The organism is Streptomyces sp. NPDC050161 (assembly GCF_044460025.1).
Lineage (GTDB): Bacteria > Actinomycetota > Actinomycetes > Streptomycetales > Streptomycetaceae > Streptomyces.
Genome location: NZ_JBITJM010000004.1, coordinates 362,993 through 382,475 on the forward strand (window position 1 = coordinate 362,993; position 19,483 = coordinate 382,475).

Annotated in this window: 16 protein-coding genes and 1 riboswitch; of the genes, 11 read left to right on the forward strand and 5 right to left on the reverse strand. The window is 72.9% G+C overall.

The features are described from left to right. Nucleotides 1–29 precede the first annotated feature (29 nt). Nucleotides 30–1,454, forward strand: a complete 1,425-nt coding sequence (locus ACIBK8_RS09425) for a non-oxidative hydroxyarylic acid decarboxylases subunit C (protein WP_399041089.1) — start codon at nucleotides 30–32, stop codon at nucleotides 1,452–1,454. Nucleotides 1,455–1,529: 75 nt separating this feature from the next. Next, on the forward strand, nucleotides 1,530–1,778 hold the full coding sequence (locus ACIBK8_RS09430) for a non-oxidative hydroxyarylic acid decarboxylases subunit D (protein ID WP_399041090.1): 249 nt from the start codon (nucleotides 1,530–1,532) through the stop codon (nucleotides 1,776–1,778). A 33-nt stretch (nucleotides 1,779–1,811) separates the two neighbouring features. On the opposite strand, the gene ACIBK8_RS09435 is transcribed toward ACIBK8_RS09430, so the two are convergent. After that, entirely contained in the window at nucleotides 1,812–2,102 is a 291-nt protein-coding gene (locus ACIBK8_RS09435; protein ID WP_393684948.1) for a hypothetical protein, read from the reverse strand. Nucleotides 2,103–2,215: 113 nt separating this feature from the next. Beyond that, nucleotides 2,216–3,724: a hypothetical protein gene (locus ACIBK8_RS09440; RefSeq protein WP_399041091.1), complete on the reverse strand. Its 1,509-nt coding sequence runs from the start codon at nucleotides 3,722–3,724 to the stop codon at nucleotides 2,216–2,218. Between the two features lie 287 nt (nucleotides 3,725–4,011). Between ACIBK8_RS09440 and ACIBK8_RS09445 the strand changes: the two genes are divergently transcribed. The 7 genes from ACIBK8_RS09445 (at nucleotide 4,012) to ACIBK8_RS09475 (ending at nucleotide 12,401) form a co-directional block, all read left to right on the forward strand. Next, nucleotides 4,012–5,904 (forward strand): APC family permease, encoded by a 1,893-nt coding sequence (locus ACIBK8_RS09445; protein WP_399041092.1) that lies wholly within the window; start codon nucleotides 4,012–4,014, stop codon nucleotides 5,902–5,904. An 82-nt stretch (nucleotides 5,905–5,986) separates the two neighbouring features. Further along, a riboswitch (cobalamin riboswitch) is annotated at nucleotides 5,987–6,162 on the forward strand. Nucleotides 6,163–6,360: 198 nt separating this feature from the next. Then, nucleotides 6,361–7,860 (forward strand): CoA-acylating methylmalonate-semialdehyde dehydrogenase, encoded by a 1,500-nt coding sequence (locus tag ACIBK8_RS09450; RefSeq protein ID WP_399041093.1) that lies wholly within the window; start codon nucleotides 6,361–6,363, stop codon nucleotides 7,858–7,860. Continuing rightward, nucleotides 7,857–9,011 carry an acyl-CoA dehydrogenase family protein gene (locus ACIBK8_RS09455; RefSeq protein WP_399041094.1) on the forward strand — a complete coding sequence of 385 codons (1,155 nt, stop codon included), beginning with the start codon at nucleotides 7,857–7,859 and terminating at the stop codon, nucleotides 9,009–9,011. The genes ACIBK8_RS09450 and ACIBK8_RS09455 overlap by 4 nt, the downstream gene beginning before the upstream one ends. After that, entirely contained in the window at nucleotides 9,008–10,090 is a 1,083-nt protein-coding gene (locus ACIBK8_RS09460) for an enoyl-CoA hydratase/isomerase family protein (RefSeq protein ID WP_399041095.1), read from the forward strand. The genes ACIBK8_RS09455 and ACIBK8_RS09460 overlap by 4 nt, the downstream gene beginning before the upstream one ends. Further along, nucleotides 10,087–11,013 (forward strand): 3-hydroxyisobutyrate dehydrogenase, encoded by a 927-nt coding sequence (mmsB, locus tag ACIBK8_RS09465; RefSeq protein WP_399041097.1) that lies wholly within the window; start codon nucleotides 10,087–10,089, stop codon nucleotides 11,011–11,013. The genes ACIBK8_RS09460 and mmsB overlap by 4 nt, the downstream gene beginning before the upstream one ends. Next, nucleotides 11,010–11,801 carry an enoyl-CoA hydratase gene (locus ACIBK8_RS09470; protein WP_399041098.1) on the forward strand — a complete coding sequence of 264 codons (792 nt, stop codon included), beginning with the start codon at nucleotides 11,010–11,012 and terminating at the stop codon, nucleotides 11,799–11,801. The genes mmsB and ACIBK8_RS09470 overlap by 4 nt, the downstream gene beginning before the upstream one ends. A 153-nt stretch (nucleotides 11,802–11,954) precedes the next feature. Further along, nucleotides 11,955–12,401: a hypothetical protein gene (locus tag ACIBK8_RS09475; RefSeq protein WP_393684934.1), complete on the forward strand. Its 447-nt coding sequence runs from the start codon at nucleotides 11,955–11,957 to the stop codon at nucleotides 12,399–12,401. A gap of 70 nt (nucleotides 12,402–12,471) precedes the next feature. Here ACIBK8_RS09475 and ACIBK8_RS09480 read toward each other — a convergent pair whose 3' ends face one another. Together ACIBK8_RS09480 and ACIBK8_RS09485 are read right to left on the reverse strand one after the other, a co-directional pair. Then, entirely contained in the window at nucleotides 12,472–15,015 is a 2,544-nt protein-coding gene (locus tag ACIBK8_RS09480) for an MFS transporter (protein ID WP_399041099.1), read from the reverse strand. Continuing rightward, a complete protein-coding gene (locus ACIBK8_RS09485; RefSeq protein WP_399041100.1) occupies nucleotides 15,012–15,563 on the reverse strand; it encodes a MarR family winged helix-turn-helix transcriptional regulator in 552 nt (183 codons plus the stop codon). Before ACIBK8_RS09485 ends, ACIBK8_RS09480 begins: the two co-directional genes overlap by 4 nt. Nucleotides 15,564–15,818: 255 nt before the next feature. Between ACIBK8_RS09485 and ACIBK8_RS09490 the strand changes: the two genes are divergently transcribed. After that, a complete protein-coding gene (locus ACIBK8_RS09490) occupies nucleotides 15,819–16,499 on the forward strand; it encodes a class I SAM-dependent DNA methyltransferase (protein ID WP_399041102.1) in 681 nt (226 codons plus the stop codon). A 53-nt stretch (nucleotides 16,500–16,552) separates the two neighbouring features. Here ACIBK8_RS09490 and ACIBK8_RS09495 read toward each other — a convergent pair whose 3' ends face one another. Further along, on the reverse strand, nucleotides 16,553–17,935 hold the full coding sequence (locus ACIBK8_RS09495; RefSeq protein ID WP_399041104.1) for a pyridoxal phosphate-dependent decarboxylase family protein: 1,383 nt from the start codon (nucleotides 17,933–17,935) through the stop codon (nucleotides 16,553–16,555). Nucleotides 17,936–18,046: 111 nt separating this feature from the next. On the opposite strand from ACIBK8_RS09495, the gene ACIBK8_RS09500 reads away from it, so the two are divergent. Continuing rightward, the gene (locus ACIBK8_RS09500) at nucleotides 18,047–19,423 is read left to right on the forward strand and encodes a PLP-dependent aminotransferase family protein (RefSeq protein WP_399041105.1); all 1,377 of its coding nucleotides are present in this window, start codon (nucleotides 18,047–18,049) and stop codon (nucleotides 19,421–19,423) included. The last annotated feature ends 60 nt before the right edge of the window (nucleotides 19,424–19,483 follow it).

The following is a 19,483-nucleotide window of genomic DNA, read 5'->3' on the forward strand; positions in this document are numbered from 1 at the left end:
GCACCCGCCCCCTCACTCACGGAGCACCCATGGCCTTCGACGATCTCCGCAGCTTCCTCGAAACCCTCGACCAAGAGGGCCAGTTGCTGCACGTCACCGACGAGGTGATGCCCGAGCCCGACATCGCCGCCGCGGCCAACGCCGCCGCACGCATGGGCGAGAGCGCCCCCGCCCTCTACTTCGACCGCGTCACCGGCTTCACCGACGCCCGGATCGCCATGAACGTGCACGGCTCCTGGGCCAACCACGCCCTCGCCCTCGGCCTGCCCAAGGAGACCGGCACCAAGGACCAGGTCGACGCCTTCATCCGCCGCTGGGCCGACTTCCCCGTCCCGCCGGAACGCCGCGACGACCCGCCGTGGGCCGAGCACACCATGGAAGGCGACGAAGCCGACATCTTCCAGGTGCTGCCGCTGATCCGCCTCAACGACGGCGACGGCGGCTTCTACATCGACAAGGCGGCCGTCGTCTCCAAGGACCCCGACGACCCCGGCAACAGCGACAAGCAGAACGTCGGGATCTACCGCATCGAGGTCAAGGGCAGACGCCGCCTGGCCCTCCAGCCGGTCCCCATGCACGACATCGCCCAGCACCTGCACAAGGCCGAGGAAGCGGGCCAGGACCTGCTGGTCGCGATCACCCTCGGCAACGACCCGGTCATCTCCATCGTCGCGTCCACCCCGATGAAGTACGACGAGAACGAGTACGAACTGGCCGGCGCGCTGCGCGGGGCGCCCGCGCCCGTCACCGCCGCCCCGCTGACCGGCCTGCCCGTGCCGTGGGGGAGCGAGGTCGTCATCGAAGGCGTCATCGAGGGCCGCAAACGCGAAATCGAGGGCCCGTTCGGCGAGTTCACCGGGCACTACTCCGGCGGACGCTCCATGCCCGTCATCCGCATCGACAGGATCTCCCACCGCAGCAGGCCGGTCTTCGAGCACCTCTACCTCGGCATGCCCTGGACCGAGGTCGACCACCTGATAGCCGCCAGCACCTGCGTGCCGCTGTATCAGCAGCTCAAGAAGGACTTCCCCGAGGTCCGGGCGGTCAACGCGATGTACACCCACGGCCTCGTCGTCATCGTCTCCACCGAGAAGCGCTACGGCGGCTTCGCCAAGGCCGTCGGCCTGCGGGTGCTGACCACCCCGCACGGCCTGGGCTACGCCGCCACCGTCATCGTCGTCGACGAGGACGTGGACCCCTTCGACCTGCCCCAGGTCATGTGGGCGCTGTCCACCAAGATGAACCCCGCGGGCGACCTCATCCAGATTCCCAACCTGCCCGTCCTGGAACTGGCCCCGCAGGCGGTGACACCCGGCATCGTCGACAAGCTCGTCATCGACGCCACCACACCCGTGGCCCCCGACCGCCGCGGCAACTACGGCAACCAGGTCCACGACCTGCCGGAGACCGCCGTCTGGCTCGAACGCCTCCGGCAGCTCGCCGCCCGCCGCTGAACTCCCCGGCGGCCACCGCCCGTCCGGCCCTCCGCACGCAAGGAACCGGCCCTCCTCACGCAAGGAATCCGCACCATGTCCGCACCCGCCACGGTCTGCCCGCGCTGCGCGCACCCGGCCGTCGAGAACGTCTTCACCTCACCCGTGCCCGGCGCCTGGGACGTCCTCCAGTGCCGGCAGTGCTTCTACATGTGGCGCACCTGCGAACCCGCCAGGCGCACCCGCCGCGACAGCTACCCCGACCGCTTCACGATGACCCGCGCCGACATCGAAGGCGCCATCGAAGTCCCGGCCGTGCCCCCGTTGCGCGAGCCCACGGGCTGAGCCGTGCGCCGGGCGTCCTTCGGAGCGCCCGCTTCACTGCCCGAAGAGCCGCCGGAGCGCGGGCCCGGCGTCCTCACCGCCGCGGATCGCCTCGACGACGGCCTGATGGAACGTGCGGCTGGCCTCCTCCGACGGGCACGGCACGGGGCTGCCCACCATCGTGAACCAGTCCGCCCCGCCCGTGTACTGCGCCGCCACGTGGGCCTGCCCGTCCGACCACGTCGTGTGCACGGTCAGGTCGCCGTCGATCACGCCGCCCTCCACGGTGCGCACCGCGCCGGGTTGCGCGTGAATCCCGACGGTGGTCCAGGATGCCCAGGTCATGGAACTCCCCCTCGCTGACGGGGGCACCGGCCGGCGGCCGGGCGTGGTTCCTCAAGTCTGGCACCGGCGGCCGTTCGGCGCAGTGCGTCGCCCGGAGGCCGGGCCGCGCACGCTCAGCGCCGGTCCGTACCCGGCGGCAGATACGCGCGCCAGGCCCCGGCGGAACCGGGCAGCCGCGGCAGGTCCACCGGCCGCCAGGCGCGGGCGAAGGGCGGCGGCCCGGCGCCCGCAGGTGCGATCACGGCCACCGGCATCCGGCGCGCGACGGCCTCCAGACCGGCCGGTGTGCTGCTCCTGTCGTGGCCGCCGGTCTGCCGGGAAGCGCAGCCGGCGTAGTACGCGAGGGGCACGGCCTGCTCGCCGCTGAGCGTGCACGGCGCCCGGATCCCGAGCCGGTGCAGCGCCGCGGCGGCCTGCGCGTAGGCACGGCCCGTGGAGCGGCTGCCGGACGCGACACGGCCGAGCACCTGGAACTGCACGCCGAGATGCCCGGCCAGCGCGACGGCGAGCACCGCACCGCACACCGCCCGCCGCACCGGCCGGCCCGCGGCGGTGCACAGGTGCACGACGCAGACCGCGACGGGCAGCGCCAGCAGCGCGTAGACCGGCAGCAGGAACCGGGGCGCGGCATAGCCGATCAGGAACAGGTAGGGGAAGGCCAGGGCCGCCGCCACCGCGCAGGGCAGCACGACGGCCGCCGTCCGGTGCGCCCGGATCCCGGCCCGCACGCCACCGGCCGCGAGCAGCGGCAGCACGCACCACCACACGGCGGTGTACGGAGCGTCCCACGGCACGTCACAGGGCCGGCACAGGGTGTGCCCGGCCAGCGCCCGCACCTGGTCGTCGACGGCGAGCTGCCAGCCGATGCCGCCCTGGATCTCACCGGCCCGGTGCAGCCGCGCGACCGGGCCCCCGTACCGCGTGTACGCCTCCGCGACCCAGGACGCGCCGCCCACCAGCAGCCCGGCCGGGAGCGCGACGACGATCGCCGGGCGGCGCAGGGCGGGCACCAGCAGGACGGCGACGGCGGCGGGCAGGGCCAGCCACAGCCCGTCGGCGGGCCGCATCAGCGTCACCACGGCCACCGACCCGGCCACCCCTGCGGGCGCCGCCCGGTCGCCGGGGCCGCCACAGGCGCGTACCAGGTAGCCGGCAGCGGCCAGCGCCCCCAGGGCGCACCAGAGGTTCGGCATGGCCGCCGAGCCGTAGAACACGGTGGGCCACAGCCCCGCGAACAGGGCCCCGGCGCAGGCGAGTACCGGCGGGGCGAAGACTTTCCGCCACACCCACAGGGCGCCGAACAGGCCGGCCGACGACAGCACGGCGAGGTAGACCCGCAGCGCCGTCGTCGACGTGGTCAGGGCGGCGACCGGTGCCACCAGATAGGAGACGCCGCGGGCCCGGGGCGCGCTGAAGAACGCGGCGGGCGCCTGGTGGCCGACCTGGCTGACGTAGACCGTCTCGTCCCAGCCCAGCTCCGAACCCGGTACCACCACGGCCAGTTGGACCAGGGCGAAGACGACGGCGACCGCGGCCGGCCACGGCGCGGCGCGGGCGGTACGGGAGCGCGCTCCGGCCGGGCCCGCGGGCCGCAGCGGACGCGGCGCCAGGCGTTCGTGCATGGCCGCTCCTCGCCGGGGCCCGGCCGTTCATCGGGTCGTCAGGGAGCCCCACGCTGCCCGAGGCGCGTGGGACGGGCCAGCGCGCGGCTGCCATTGGGAGTAGCCGTGCGCAGGGGAGGGCGCCGGCGGCAGCCGGGTCGCGGGCGCTTTGGGCAGGTCAGGCGCCTGCCGCGCGTCAGGGATGCGTGAAGGCGGCGCCTCATCGCGCCAAGAATCCGCAAGGGGCCGGGTCGCGGCGCCACGGGCGGCACACGCTGGGCCGACCCGCACCGAAGGAGCTCCGCCCGATGTCCGTGCCGACCACCGAGACCGTGCCGCCGCCCGATCCCGACCCGCCGCGACCCGCCCCGCCGTTGCCGCCGCCCGGCGCCGCGGCCGGTACCGAGCCGACGGCCGATCCGGGCGCGCGGCACCGGCTCACCGCGATCACCGGCCTGGCGGCGCTCTCGCTGGACGCGATGGCATCGGTGGCGTACGGGCCCGAGGCCATCGCCCTGGTCCTGGCCGCCGCGGGCGCCCGCGGGCTCGGCTTCACCCTGCCGGTCACCGTCGCGATCGTCGTCCTCCTCGCGGTGCTGGTTGCCTCCTACCGGCAGGTCATCGCCGCGTTCCCGGACGGCGGCGGCAGTTACGCGGTCGCCACCGCCTACCTGGGGCGCCGGGCAGGGCTGGTGGCCGCCGCCTCGCTCGTCCTCGACTACGTGCTCAACGCCGCGGTGGCCGTCACCGCCGGTGTCGCGGCCCTGACCTCCGCCTTTCCCGCCCTGTACGACGACCGCCAGTGGCTGTGCCTGGCCGTGCTCGCGGTCATCACCGCGCTGAACCTGCGCGGGATCGCCGACTCGGCGCGTGCCTTCGTCCTGCCCACCGTCGTCTTCGTCGGCTCGATCCTGGTGCTGATCGTCGTCGGCCTGTTCCGCAGCCACCCGGTGAGCATGGAGTCGGCCGCGGGTCATGCGCCGGTGCTCACCGGCGACGCGGCGTCGGTCGGTGCCCTGCTCCTGCTGAAGGCGTTCGCCTCCGGCTGTTCGGCGCTGACCGGGGTCGAGGCCATCGCCAACGCCGTGCCGTCCTTCCGCGCGCCGGCCGCCCGCCGGGCCCGCCGGGCCGAGGCCGCGCTCGGGGCGTTGCTGGGTGTCATGCTGATCGGCCTGTCGGTGCTGATCTCCCGCTTCTCGCTCCAGCCGGCCGAGGGTGTCACCGTGCTCGCGCAGCTCGCGGACGCGTCGCTGGGGCACCACACCGCCTTCTACATCGTGCAGTTCGCGACCACCGCGCTGCTCGCGCTGTCCGCGAACACGTCCTTCGGCGGGCTGCCGGTGCTGCTGAAGCTGCTCGCGCGTGACCACTACCTGCCGCACGTCTTCGGCCTGCGCGCGGACCGGCAGGTGCACCGGCACGGCGTACTGGCCCTGGCGCTGGTTGCCGCGGGGCTGCTGGTGCTGTCCGGCGGCGACACCCGCACCCTCGTACCGCTCTTCGCGATCGGTGTGTTCGTCGGCTTCACCCTCGCCCAGGCGGGCATGGTCCGCCACTGGCAGCGGGTGCGCGGCCCGCGGTGGGCGGGCAAGGCGGCGCTGAACGGGTTCGGCGCCCTGCTCACCGGCGTCAGCGCCGTCGTCGTCACCGCCACCAAACTCCCCGACGGCGCCTGGCTGATCGTCCTCGCCCTGCCCGCCCTGGTGGCGGTCTTCCTGCTGGTCCGCCGCGCCTACGACCGGATCGGCGAGCGGATCGGCGTCGGCGAAACTCCCGGACTCCCGTGCCGGGAGCGCTCGTTGGTGGTCGTACCGGTCTCCTCGCTGACCCGCCTCACCCGTGACGCGCTGTCCGCAGCCGTCTCGATGGGTGACGAGGTCCACGCCGTGACGGTCGCCCACACCGACGCCGACGACCGGGCGGTGGCCGCGGCGCTGGAGGCGGACTGGGCGCGCTGGAGCCCCGGTGTACCGCTGCTGCGGCTGTACTCCGACCGCCGGGACCTGGGACGCCCCATCGCCGCTTACGTCAGGGACCTGGGGGCCGCCCACCCCACCGCCCGGATCACCGTCCTGATCCCCGAGACCGAACCGGCGCGGCCGTGGCAGCGGCTGCTGCACAACCAGCGCGGCGCGGTGGTCGCCCGTGCCGTACGCCGTGGCACGAACGCGGGGATCTGCCGGTTGCGGCTGCGGAGTTGAGGGACGGTGGCCGTCCGGAAAGAGGGGTGCGGGCCGCCGAGATCACCAAGGGGGGTGGACTTACTAGGACGTCCAACTATATGTTCATGGACAAGCCCGCGGTGCAGGGAAGCCGGTGTGAATCCGGCGCGGTCCCGCCACTGTGACCGGGGAGTTCGTCCTCGCAGGACACGCCACTGACGAGCCAGATGTCGGGAAGGCACGAGGACGGGCGCTGATCCGGGAGTCAGGATACCGGCCGCGGGGTGTTCCGTGTTGTCCACGAGGATGGAGCAGACACGCATGGCACCGGTGCGTACCCACGACCCTGGTGATCCGGCGCACCCGGCGGCACTCCCCGCCCGGTGACGGTTCTTCGCCCCTGCGTTCCAGCTGTTCCGGCGGCGCGCCCACCCGCGCCCGCCGCCGGACCGCGCTGCGCCATCCCCGGATCTCACCTGACGAGAGCAGGCATCCATGGTCCGTGAACTGACCCACTTCATCGGCGGCAAGCACCTCCCGGGAACCTCGGGCGCCCACGCCGACGTGTACGACCCCAACACCGGCCGCGTACAGGCGAGGACGCCGCTGGCCGACCGCGCCGAGACCGAGGCGGCCATCGCCGACGCGGCACGGGCCCAGCAGACGTGGGGCGAATGGAACCCGCAGCGCCGCGCCCGCGTCCTGCTGCGGTTCCTCCAACTCGTCGACGCCGAGAAGGACTCACTCGCCCGGCTGCTGTCATCCGAGCACGGCAAGACCGTCCCCGACGCGCACGGCGACATCCAACGCGGCCTGGAGGTCGTCGAGTTCGCCGCCGGCATACCGCACCTGCTCAAGGGCGAGTTCAGCGACAACGCGGGCAGCGGTATCGACGTCCACTCGCTGCGCCGCCCGCTCGGCGTCACCGCCGGTATCACCCCGTTCAACTTCCCCGCGATGATCCCGCTCTGGAAGGCAGCCCCGGCGATCGCCTGCGGCAACTCCTTCGTGCTCAAGCCGTCCGAACGCGACCCGTCCGTACCGCTGCGGCTCGCCGAACTCTTCCTGGAGGCGGGCCTGCCGCCCGGCGTGCTCAACGTCGTCAACGGCGGCAAGGAGGCGGTGGACACCCTCGTGCAGGACCCGCGCGTCCAGGCGCTCGGCTTCGTCGGCTCCACGCCCGTCGCCGCGCACCTCTATGCCGCTGCCGCCGCGCAGGGCAAGCGCGCCCAGTGCTTCGGCGGCGCCAAGAACCACCTGATCGTGATGCCGGACGCGGACCTCGACCAGGCCGTCGAGGCGCTGATAGGCGCCGGATTCGGCTCCGCGGGGGAGCGCTGCATGGCGATCTCCGTCGCCGTGCCGGTGGGGGAGGAGACCGCCGACGCGCTGGTCGCCCGGCTCAGGGAACGGATCGCCTCCCTGCGCATCGGAACATCCGACGACCCGGACGCCGACTTCGGCCCGCTGGTCTGCAAGGAAGCCGTCGACCGGGTCCGCGAATACGTCGCGTCCGGCGTCCAGGAAGGCGCCGAACTCGTCGTCGACGGGCGGGACTTCAGCCTCCCGGGGCACGAGAACGGCTTCTTCGCCGGTGCCTCGCTCTTCGACCGCGTCACCCCGGCCATGCGGATCTACCAGGAAGAGATCTTCGGACCCGTCCTGTCCGTCGTACGCGCCGCCGACTACGAGGAGGCGCTGCGGCTCCCCACCGAGCACCCCTACGGCAACGGCGTCGCGATCTTCACCAGGGACGGCGACACCGCGCGGGACTTCACCCGCCGGGTGGAGACCGGCATGATTGGGGTCAACGTCCCCATCCCGGTGCCCGTCGCCTACCACACCTTCGGCGGCTGGAAGCGCTCCGGATTCGGCGACCTCAACCAGCACGGGCCGGACGCCATCCGCTTCTACACCCGCACCAAGACCGTCACCTCGCGCTGGCCGTCAGGGGTCAAGGAAAGCGCGAACTTCACCCTGCCGACCATGGGATGAGCGCCGTGACGACCTCCCTGACCGCAGACCAACTCGCCCTCCACCAGGTCACCCTGGACTTCGCTGCGGAACACCTCGCCCCGCACGCCGTCGCCTGGGACCAGGACAAGCACTTCCCGCTCGACGTCATCGGCAAGGCGGCCGGACTCGGGCTCGGCGGTGTCTACGTCCGCGAGGAATCCGGCGGCTCCGGGCTCTCCCGCGCCGACGGCGTCCTGATCTTCGAAGCGCTGGCCACCGGCTGCCCCTCCATCGCCGGCTACCTCTCCATCCACAACATGGTCGCCTGGATGATCGACCACTACGGTGACGCGGCCCAGCGCGCCGGCCGACTGCCAGGACTCCTCTCCCTCGACGAACCGGCCAGCTACTGCCTGACAGAACCCGGCGCGGGCTCCGACGCCGCAGCCCTGCGCACCCGCGCCGTACCCGACGGCGACGGCTATGTGCTGACCGGCGTGAAACAGTTCATCTCCGGCGCCGGCGCCTCCCACCTCTACCTCGTGATGGCCCGCACCGGAGGCGAAGGACCCCGCGGCATCTCCGCCTTCCTCGTCGAACGGGACGACCCCGGCCTGTCGTTCGGGCCCAACGAGAAGAAGATGGGCTGGAACGCCCAGCCGACCCGCCAGGTGATCCTCGACGGTGTCAGGCTGCCCGCGGGCCGCAGGCTCGGCGCGGAGGGCGACGGCTTCCGGATCGCCATGAACGGCCTCAACGGCGGCCGGCTCGGCATCGCGGCCTGCTCGCTCGGCGGCGCCCAGAGCGCCCTGGACCGCAGCCTGACCCACCTCGCGGACCGGGAGGCGTTCGGCGCGCGACTGCTGGACGCGCAGGCGCTCCAGTTCCGGCTCGCCGACATGGCGACCGAGCTGTCGGCGGCCCGCGCCCTGCTGCACCAGGCCGCGCAGGCGCTGGACCGCGGCGACGCACAGGCGCCCCAACTGTGCGCGATGGCCAAGCGGTTCGCCACCGACACCGGCTACGCCGTCGCCGACCGCGCCCTCCAACTGCACGGCGGATACGGCTACTTGGCCGAGTACGGCATCGAGAAGATCGTCCGGGACCTCCGCGTCCACCAAATCCTGGAAGGAACCAACGAGATCATGCGCCTCATCGTGGCCCGCGGCCTGACAGGGGCCGCCCGATGACCCGCGGCACCCACCCGGACGACACCGTCCTGCTGCACACCCAAGGGCGCGCCGGATACCTCGTACTCAACCGCCCCAAGGCCCTCAACTCCCTCACCCACGACATGGTCGGCCGCATCGACGACGCCCTCACCACCTGGGAGAAGGACCCGGCGATCGAAACCGTCGTGATCAGCGGCGCCGGTGACCGCGGCCTGTGCGCGGGCGGCGACATCCGCGCCATCCACGACGACGCGCGCATCGGCGGCACCGCGTCCGCCGGGTTCTGGCGCGACGAATACCGCCTCAACGCCCGCATCGCCCGCTACCCCAAGCCGTACGTCGCCCTGATGGACGGCATCGTGATGGGCGGCGGCGTCGGGATCTCCGCGCACGGCAGCGTGCGGATCGTCACCGAACGCTCCCGGATCGCCATGCCCGAGACCGGCATCGGCTTCGTCCCCGACGTCGGCGGCACCTACCTGCTGGCGCTGGCACCGGGCCGGCTTGGCACCCACCTCGCCCTCACCGGCACGCCGGTCGGCGCCGCCGACGCCCTGCGGTGCGGGCTCGCCGACCACTTCGTCCCGGCGGACCGGCTGACCGCCATCGGCGCGGACCTCGCCGACGCGCCGGTACGGGAGGTCCTGCCGCGGTACGTCGCCGAACCGCCGCCCGGCGTGCTCGACGGCGCGCGGCACTGGATCGACCACTGCTACGCGGCCGACACCGTCGAGGAGATCCACGCCCGGCTGCTCGGCAGCGGCGAGCCCGAGGCCGGACGGGCCGCCGCAGCCCTGCGCACCAAGTCGCCCACCTCGCTGAAGATCACCCTGCGCGCGCTGCGCGAGGCCCCGGCGCTCGGCCCCCTGGAACGGGTCCTGGAACAGGAGTACCGCATCGCCTGCGCCCTGCTGCACTCCGCCGACCTGGTCGAGGGCATCCGCGCCCAGGTCATCGACAAGGACCGCGACCCGTGCTGGTCGCCGCCCACCGTCGAAGAGGTCACCGAGGCGGACGTGGACCGGTACTTCACGGCATCCGACGCCGGCGGCCTCGCCCTCACCACCGCGCACGCACCCCAGGAGGTGCCCTGGTGAACACCGTCATCGCCGTCATCGGGCTCGGCCACATGGGCGGCCCGATGGCCGCCAACCTCGCCGCGGCAGGCCACCGCGTCCTCGGGTTCGACCTGCTGCCCGCATCCCTCGCGACCGCGGTGGAACACGGCGTGGAAGCGGCGCCGACCGCAGCCGAGGCCGCCGCGCAGGCGGACGTGGTGCTCACCATGCTGCCCACCGGGCGGCACGTCATCGGCGTCTACCAGGACGGCGGACTGCTCGCCGCAGCCCGCCCCGGCACGCTGTTCATCGACTGCTCCACCATCGACGTCGCCGACGCCCGCGCCGCCCACGCAGCGGCGGCCGATGCCGGTCACACGGCACTGGACGCGCCGGTCTCGGGCGGAGAGGTCGGAGCGCGGGCCGGCACCCTCACCTTCATGGCAGGCGGCAGCGACGAGGCGTTCGCACGGGCCGAACCGCTGCTGTCCGTCATGGGGAAGAAGGCCGTGCACTGCGGCGCCGCGGGCGCCGGGCAGGCCGCGAAGATCTGCAACAACATGATCCTCGGCATCTCGATGATCGCGGTCGGCGAGGCGTTCGTCCTGGGCGAGAGCCTCGGCCTGTCCCACCAGGCGCTCTTCGACGTGGCCTCCACCGCATCAGGACAGTGCTGGGCGCTGAGCGTCAACTGCCCGGTGCCCGGCCCCGTCCCCGCCAGCCCCGCCAACCACGACTACCGGCCCGGATTCGCCGCCCCGCTGATGGCCAAGGACCTCGGACTCGCCGCCAACGCCGTCAGGGACGGCGGCGTCCAGGCCGAACTCGGCCTGCGCGCCGCCCAGTTGTACGCGGAGTTCGCCGAAGGGCCGGGAGCGGCCGACGACTTCTCCGCCATCATCCGGACGATCAGGCAGCGGTCGTCGTCCGCACAGCCCGAAGAGAACGGACCCGACGCATGACCGACACCACCGCGGCCACGTACGAGACCCTCCGCGTCGAACGCAGGGGCCGCACCGCGCTGCTCACCCTCGACCGGCCGAAGGCACTCAACGCGCTCAACCTCCAGGTCATGAACGAGGTGGTCGAGGCGGCCGAGGCACTCGACCGGGATCCGGACATCGGCTGCCTCGTCCTGACCGGCTCGCCCAAGGCGTTCGCCGCGGGCGCCGACATCAAGGAGATGCGCCCGCAGACCTATATGGACATGTACCTCAGCGACTGGTTCACCGCCTGGGACCGGCTCGGCAGGCTCCGCACGCCGACCGTCGCCGCGGTCGCAGGCTACGCCCTGGGCGGCGGCTGCGAGTTGGCGATGCTCTGCGACATCCTGCTCGCCGCCGACACCGCCGTCTTCGGCCAGCCCGAGATCAAGCTGGGGGTGATCCCCGGCATCGGCGGCTCCCAGCGGCTGACCCGCGCCGTCGGCAAGGCCAAGGCGATGGAGCTGTGCCTGACCGGCCGGACGATGGACGCCGAAGAGGCGGAGCGGGCCGGTCTGGTCTCCCGGATCGTCCCCGCCGACGACCTGCTCACCGAGGCGCTTTCCGTCGCCGCGACGGTGGCCGGCATGTCGGCACCGGTGGCCATGATGGCCAAGGAAGCCGTCGACCGGGCCTTCGAGACGACACTGACCGAAGGCGTCCGCTTCGAACGGAGGCTCTTCCACGCGGTGTTCGCGACCGCCGACCAGAAGGAGGGCATGACGGCGTTCACGGAGAAGCGCCCGCCGGAGTTCACCCACCGGTGAGCCCCCGCCCGTGACCGGCCCCGGGACGACGTGTCGCACCGTCCGTCCCGGGGCCGCACGGGCACCCCGGGACGGTCCGCCACCGGGCGCCGCATTCACTCCGGTGGCCGCGCGGGGGAGGCGGCGGCGCGGCGCCCGGGGCACAGAAGGGACATGAGCGAAGACAGGCAGGACCCCGACGGTCCGGACCCGCGGCACCGGCGCCCCGAAGGCGTCAGCGACGCCACCGTGCAGGCACTGGGCACGCTGTCGGAAGCGCTGGAAACCGTGGAACGGGCCAGGGGGCACCTCTACGAGTTCCACCAGCTGACCGGCGGCGCCGACCTCACGCTGGGCAGGAGCGTGCAGCAACTGCACGCGGCGGGGCACCCGGAGCTGGCGGACCTGATCGAGCGGGAGCTGGTGGGACGCAACGTCATCCCCGGCCGCTGGACGTTCCAGATCGTCGAGGAGTACAACGCCACCTACTACCGGCCCTTCGCCGAGATCGAGCGGCGGGCGCGGCAGGAACTCGCCGACGGCAAGGAACATCTGCACGAGGCCGAGATGAAGGAGTGCCGCCGCACCCCGGGCCACCCCGACCACCGGGCGACGCCCTGAGCGCGACACGAAGGGCCCGGCTCCTCAGGAAGCCGGGCCCGGTACGCGCCGCGCCGCAGGCGGCGGAGCGTCACTGCGCCGTGTCGTGCCCGAGGTCGATGTCGAACTCGGCGTGGCCCGCCTGGTCCACCCGCAGCGGCACCGCGACCGGCGGGTAGCCGCTGGCGATCACGGTGTACGCACCGCGGTCGAGGTCGGTGAAGATGTACTCACCGTCGCCGCCCGTGGTGGAGGTGCCCACCACGTTGCCCGCCGGGTCGAGCAGCGTCACCCGCGCGTCGTTGACCGGTCCGCTACGGGCCGTCCGCACGACGCCGCGGATCCGGGCACCCGGTGTCAGCCGGATCTCGTACCAGTTGCGGGTACCGGAAGCGGCCTCCACCTGGAGGGCGGCGGGGCGGTGGCTCTCGGCGCTGACCGCCAGCGTGTAGCTGCCCGCCGGCAGGTCGCCGAAGACGAACCCGCCGTCGGCGCCGGCCACACCCGAGGCCACGACCTCGCCCCGCACGTCGGTGGCGACGACCAGCGCGCCGGGCACCGGTGCGTCGCCCTGCTCCGCACGGACCTCGCCGGCCAGCCCGGCCGCCCCGCTGAGCGCCAGATCGAACCTGACCGGCTCGTCGGCCACCACGACGGTCACGGCCTGCGGCTGCCGGGAGCCGGCCGAGCCGATCAGCACGTACGTGCCGGGGCCCGCAGCGGGCAGTGCGTAGCCGCCGTCGGTCCCGGTCGAGGCGCGCCCGAGCTGCCGGCCGCCGATGTCGATGAGGGTGACCACGGCCTGCGCCAAGGGGCTGCCGGTGCCGTCCTGCACCGTCCCCTGGATGAGGGGGCCGGTGGCGCCGGACGCGGGCGCCGCAGCGGTGGGCTCGGCGTCGGCGGGTTCCACGGGAACGGCCGCGGCGGCGGCCGGAGTTGCCTCACCGGCGGCCTCGGCGTCGGCCTGGGCGCGCGCCTGGAGCCCGGAGACCTGCCGCAGCGGGACCTCCTTGATGAACAGCACCAGCAGGAAGGCCAGCGCGACGACGATCGCGCCCATCAGGAAGACGGTGTGCATCGAGTCGGCGAAGCCCCGCTTGAACGGTTCGGCCAGCCGCGGGTCGAGCTGCTGGATGAACGACGAGTCGCTGAGCACGCTGGAGGAGCCGCCCCCGCCCGATCCCTTGAGCATGTCGAGGACCGGCTTGCTGGCCGGGTCGTGCAGCACGGCCGGATCGTGCAGCGCGGCCTGGAAGTCCGCGGTCCGCACGGCCGACCTGAACGCCGTGGCGATCTTGTCGCCGACGGTGCTGAACAGCACCGACAGGAAGATCGCGGTACCGGCGGTGGCACCCATCTGACGGAAGAACGTCGAGGAGGCGGTCGCCACACCCATGTCCCGCGGCGGCACCGCGTTCTGCACGGCGAGCACCAGCGTCTGCATGCAACCGCCCAGGCCGAGGCCGAAGACGAGCATGTAGACCATCGTCTCCCAGAGCGGGGTGTCCCACTGGACCCGGAAGTGGAACAGCAGCATCGCCGCGACCATCAACGCGGTACCGATGATCGGGAAGATCTTGTACCGGCCGGTCTTGGAGGTGATCTGGCCGGAGGCGATCGAGGCGATGAACATGCCCGCCATCAACGGCAGCATTTCCAGACCCGACTTGGTGGGACTGGCGCCCTTCACGATCTGGAGGTACTGCGGGATCATCAGCATCCCGCCGAACATGCCCATGCCGATCAGCACCGACAGCAGGCTGGTCATGCTGAACGTGCCGTTACGGAACAGCCGCATCGGGATCAGCGCGTCGTCGCCGATCCACCGCTCCACGAAGATCCAGGCGACGATGCCGACGGCGCCCACGATGTAGCAGGTGACCGACGCGGTCGAGCCCCAGCCCCACTCCCTGCCCTGCTCGGCGACGAGCAGCAGCGGGACGACACCCACCGCGATGGTGAGCGCGCCCCACCAGTCGATGCGGTGGTCACGGCGGGTGTGCGGGATGTTCAGGACCTTGGCGACGACGAACAGCGCGACGATGCCGATCGGCACGTTGACCAGGAAGACCCAGCGCCAGCCCGTGATGCCCAGCAGGTGTTCCTGCCCGGCCAGCGCCCCGCCGATCAGCGGCCCCGCCACGCTGGACGTGGCGAAGGTGCCCAGCATGTAGCCCTGGTACCGCGCCCGTTCACGGGGCGGCACGATGTCACCGATGATCGCCAGGGCCAGCGACATCAGACCACCGGCGCCCAGGCCCTGGAGGGCGCGGAACGACGCCAGTTCGGTCATCGAGGTGGAGAAGGTGCACAGCACCGAACCCACCACGAAGATGGTGATCGCCGCCAGGTAGTACGGCTTGCGGCCGTGCAGGTCGGACAGCTTGCCGTAGAGCGGCGTGGCGATCGTCGAGGTGATCAGATACGCCGTGGTGGCCCACGCCTGCTGGCTCAGACCGTGCAGATCGTCGGCGATGGTCCGGATGGACGTGCTGACGATGGTCTGGTCGAGCGCGGCCAGAAACATCCCCAGCATCAGACCGCTGAGGATGGTGAGGATCTGCCGGTGGCTGAGTGTCCCGGGCACGGGTATCGCCTTGGTCCCCGCCGCGGGCGGGGAGGTGGAGGTGCTCATGCGTGTATGTCTCCCTGCTTCACGGCGGCTCCCTGGTCTCCCCCGGGGGACAGCCGTGCGTGTTGGTGATCCACCAGGTCGTCGTTGAGCCGGCCCATCAGCCGGATCAGATCGGCCCTGTCCTGCGCGGGCCAGCACTCCAGGAGCGCGGCCAGTTCGGCGTCCCGCTGACGCCGGTAGTGCTCGAATGCGGCGCGCCCGGCGTCGGTTGCGGTCAGCAGCGACCCGCGCCGGTCCTCCGGGTCGGGACGCCGGGCGACCAACTCCCGTTCGACCAGCGACCGCACCTGACGGCTGACGGTCGACAGGTCGAGGAACGCGTCGGCCGCCAGGTCGGTGGCCCGGCGGTCACCGCCGACCACCAGCCGGGCCAGCAGCACCCGGTCCGCGGCGGTCGCGTCGTTCTTGGCGCGCTGCTTCCAGGCGGCGATCAGCCGCGTGAAGCGCACGATTTCCGTTCCCAGCCCGGCGGCAGCCTCGTCCAGCCCCGACGAGGCGGTGATCTGCGCCCCCGTGCGGTCGCCGGGACGGACGGTCCCGTTACCCATCATGTTCCTTTGTGAAAAATCGTCGGCGAACCCGCCACCGGCAAAAGACATTGCTTGTATCCAGCAAGTCTAGTCACGCCGCGAGGCCATGGATCACCGGATCCCCTCTCCGTCAGATGTTCGAACCGACGCCACCGAAGGCTTTGTCCTTCTCTGTGGCGGAACACCCGGATACCGCGCCCCGATGACGTAACTCCCGCCGGGGGAAAGGCTCGTGGCCTGGCATTGTCAGTGGCTGCCGGTACGGTCCAGGACATGGCGGAACCCTCGTACGTGACCTCGACCCGCACCTCCTACGACACCGTGGCCACCGACTACGCCACCCTGCTCGGCGACACGCTGGCGGCCATACCGCTCGACCGCGCGATGCTCGGCGCGTTCGCCGAGAAGGTGCGGGCGGACGGCGGCGGCGCGGTGGCCGATATCGGCTGCGGTCCCGGCCGCCTGACGGGTCACCTGCGCGACCTCGGGCTCGACGTCTTCGGCATCGACCTGTCACCCGGCATGGTCGACGTGGCCCGCCGCACCCACCCCGGACTGCGCTTCGAGGTCGGCTCGATGACCGGCCTCGACCTCGCCGACGGCAGCCTCCGCGGCATCGTCGCCTGGTACTCCGTCATCCACATCCCGAGGGAACTGCTGCCCGGCATCTTCGCCGAGTTCCACCGCGTGCTCGCCCCCGGCGGACACCTCGCCCTCGCCTTCAAAGCCGGTGAGGAACAGGTCGCGTTGACCCACGCGTACGGCCACGACATCGCGCTGGACGTCTACCGGTGGACCCCTGACCGGCTGGAGGAACTGCTGGGCCGGGCGCAACTCACCGTCACCGCCCGGCTGATACGCGAAGCAGAAGGGCCGGAGAAGACCCCGCAGGGCTACCTCCTGGTCCGCAAGCCCGCAGCCGAACGCGTACCCGAGGAGGCCGAACCGTCATGACCACGCACGCCACCGGGCCGGGCAGCCGTGCCGCCCGGCCCGGTGCGCGCCCGTCAGTGCCGGGCGGCGGCGCCCTCCAGGGCCGCGACGATCCGTGCGGTGTCGCGCGCGCCGGTACGCCAGTTGCTGAACGCGGCCCGCAGCGCGGGGACTCCGGCGTAGACCGTCGGCGTCATGAAGACCTCACCGGCCAGATCAGCGGCGAGCGCGCGCAGCCGCCCGGCGTCCGGCTCGCCGGCCGACGTGAAGCAGACGACGTTGAGCCGGACCGGCGCCAACAGCCGCAGCCGGGACGAGGATTCGACGGCCCGCCCCAGCGCGCGGGCACAGGACACGCACCGCTCGACGATCTCGCGGTGCCCGTCCCGCCCGTACGCCTGCAAGGTGAACCACGCCGCGAGCGCCCGCAGCCGGTGCGAGTTCTCCGGGGTCAGCTGGACCAGGTCGGGGGCGCCGTCCGACGGGCCGAGGTAGGCCGCCGCGTTCCGGAAGACCCGGGCCTGAAGGTCCTGGCGGCGGGTGAACTGCACGGCGCTGTCATAGGGCACGTTCAGCCACTTGTGGAGATCGACGCAGACCGAGTCCGCCAGGTCGAGGCCCGCCACCAGGTGCGCGTGATCGGGGGAGAGGGCGGCGAAGGCGCCGAAGGCCGCGTCCACGTGCAGCCAGAAGTCGTACCGTTCGCGCAGCGCGGCGATGGCCCGCAGATCGTCGAAGTCGACGGTGTTGACCGTACCGGCGTTGGCCACCACGACACACGGTCCCTCGCTCTCCCGCAGGGCCCGCTCCAGCGCCACCGGGTCGACTGCCTCCCGTCCCGGCAGTACCGGCACCTGCACCAGCGCAGCCCGGCCGATACCGAGCATCGACAGGCCCTTGGCGACGCTCGAATGCGGGCTGCCGGACAGCACCCGTACCGCTCCGAGCGCGGCCACGCCGTCCTCCGCCGGCGAGACGCCGAGCCGCTCCCCGAGCCATTCGCGGGCGATCGCCAGGCCCACCGTGTTGGACATCGTCGCGCCGCTGACGAACGTCCCCCGGTGCGCGTCGGACAGCCCGAACAGCTCGCGCAGCCAGCCGACCGTCTGGCGCTCCAGCTCCTGGCCCGTGCCGTCCAGCGAGGTGTTGGAGTTCTGGTCAGCGGTCGCCGTCAGCCAGTCCCCGGCCAGCGCAGCCGGGGTGGCGCCGCCCGTGACGAACCCGAGATAGCGCGGGCCCGCGCCGCCGGAGAGACCCGGCTCCCACCGTTCGGCGAACTCCTCCAGGGCGGCCCGCAGACCGCCCCCGTGCTCCGGCAGCGGCACGGCCTGCGGGACCGGCAGGGAGGGCACGACCGGCCGCTCCTCCAGGCCGTCGAGGAACGCGGTGGCGTGCCGCCGGGTGGCCTCCAGGAGGCCGGGGAGCTGGGACAGGTCTGCGGCGAGGCGAGGGTGCATGGTGGTGCGGCTCCATTCATCGGTACGCGCTCCACGCTAGGAGGCGGGCGGCCGATGCGGCTGGTCCAATCGCGAGGCACTGGACCAGCACGAGTAGGGGAGACTTGACCCGTGCGAGTAGGCGAGGAACAACTGGTCAGGGCCCTGGGCGCGTGGCGCAGGCCGGGTGTCCCGCTGATCACGGCGTTGGACGAGGCGATCCGTGAGGCGGTCATCGACGGCCGGCTGCGGACCGGCAGCGAGCTGCCCGCGGAACGCCGCTTCGCCGCGGCCGTCGGCGTCAGCCGCGGCACGGTGACCGCCGCACTGGAAGGACTGCGCGACGGCGGCTGGGTCCGCACCCGGCACGGCAGCGCCAGCACCCTGCGGCTGCCGGACGCGGCGGCCGAACCGCTCGCCCCGCTCACCGCCACCGGACAGACCGGCCTCATCGACCTGCGCCGTGCCGTGCCCGCCGCACCTCGGGCCGCCTACCGGGAAGCCACCCTGCGGGCCGTGGAACGCGCCGGACATCTGTTGACCGAAGACGGGGAACCAGGCCCCGGCCTGCCCGAACTCCGCGCCCTGCTGGCCGAACGGCTCACGGGCCAGGGCCTGGCCACCCGCCCCGAACAGATCCTGGTCACCTCCGGGACGCGCGCCGCGTTCGCGCTGCTCTGCGCCCACCTGCGCCCGCGGACCGCGGCCGTCGAAGTCCCCACCTACTTCGACGCGTTGGACGTCCTGCGCACGCAGGGAGCCAGGCTGACCGGCTGCCGGGTGACCACCGACGGCTGGGATCCCGACCAGCTCGACGCGGCGTTCGCGGCGGCCCGGGGCGGCCTGGCCTACCTCGTGCCCGACTTCCAGAACCCGACCGGCGCGCTGATGACGGCACCGACCCGCAGGACCGTCGCCGACCTCGCGGCCAGGCACCGGGTCACCGTCGTGGTGGACGAGACCATGCGGGAACTCGACCTGCGCGACGCGCCCCGCCCGGCGCCCCGCATCCGGCACGCGGTACTGATCGGCTCGGCCGCCAAGGGCCTCTGGGGCGGCCTGCGCGTCGGCTGGATCCGCGGACCCGCGCCCCTGATCACCGCCCTGGCCCGGCACCCCCTGAGCGCACCGCTCTCCGCCGCGCCGATACAGCAGCTGATCGCCGTCGAACTGCTGGGGTCCACCGAGCCGTTGCTCCGCAGCCGCCGCGCGGAGCTGCGGACGCGGCGCGACCACCTGAGCGCCCTGCTCGCGGACGACGCGCGCTGGAGCTTCGCGGTCCCGCCCGGCGGCCTCGCCCTGTGGCTGGAATTGAACGGCATCCGCGCCGCCACGGTCATCGAACGGGCCCGCCGCAGCGGCCTCGCCCTCGCCCCGGGCCCCTCGTTCGCCGCCGACGCGGCCCTCGTCCGGCATCTGCGCGTGCCCTACACCCCACCGCCGCCCGTGCTCGACCGCGTGGCCGCCATCCTGGACGAGGTCTGCCGACGGACCGCCGCGCCCCGCTGAAGCCCCCGCGCACAGCACCGCGACCCGGTCCGCCCCACGTCGGCCGACCTGCTTACCGTA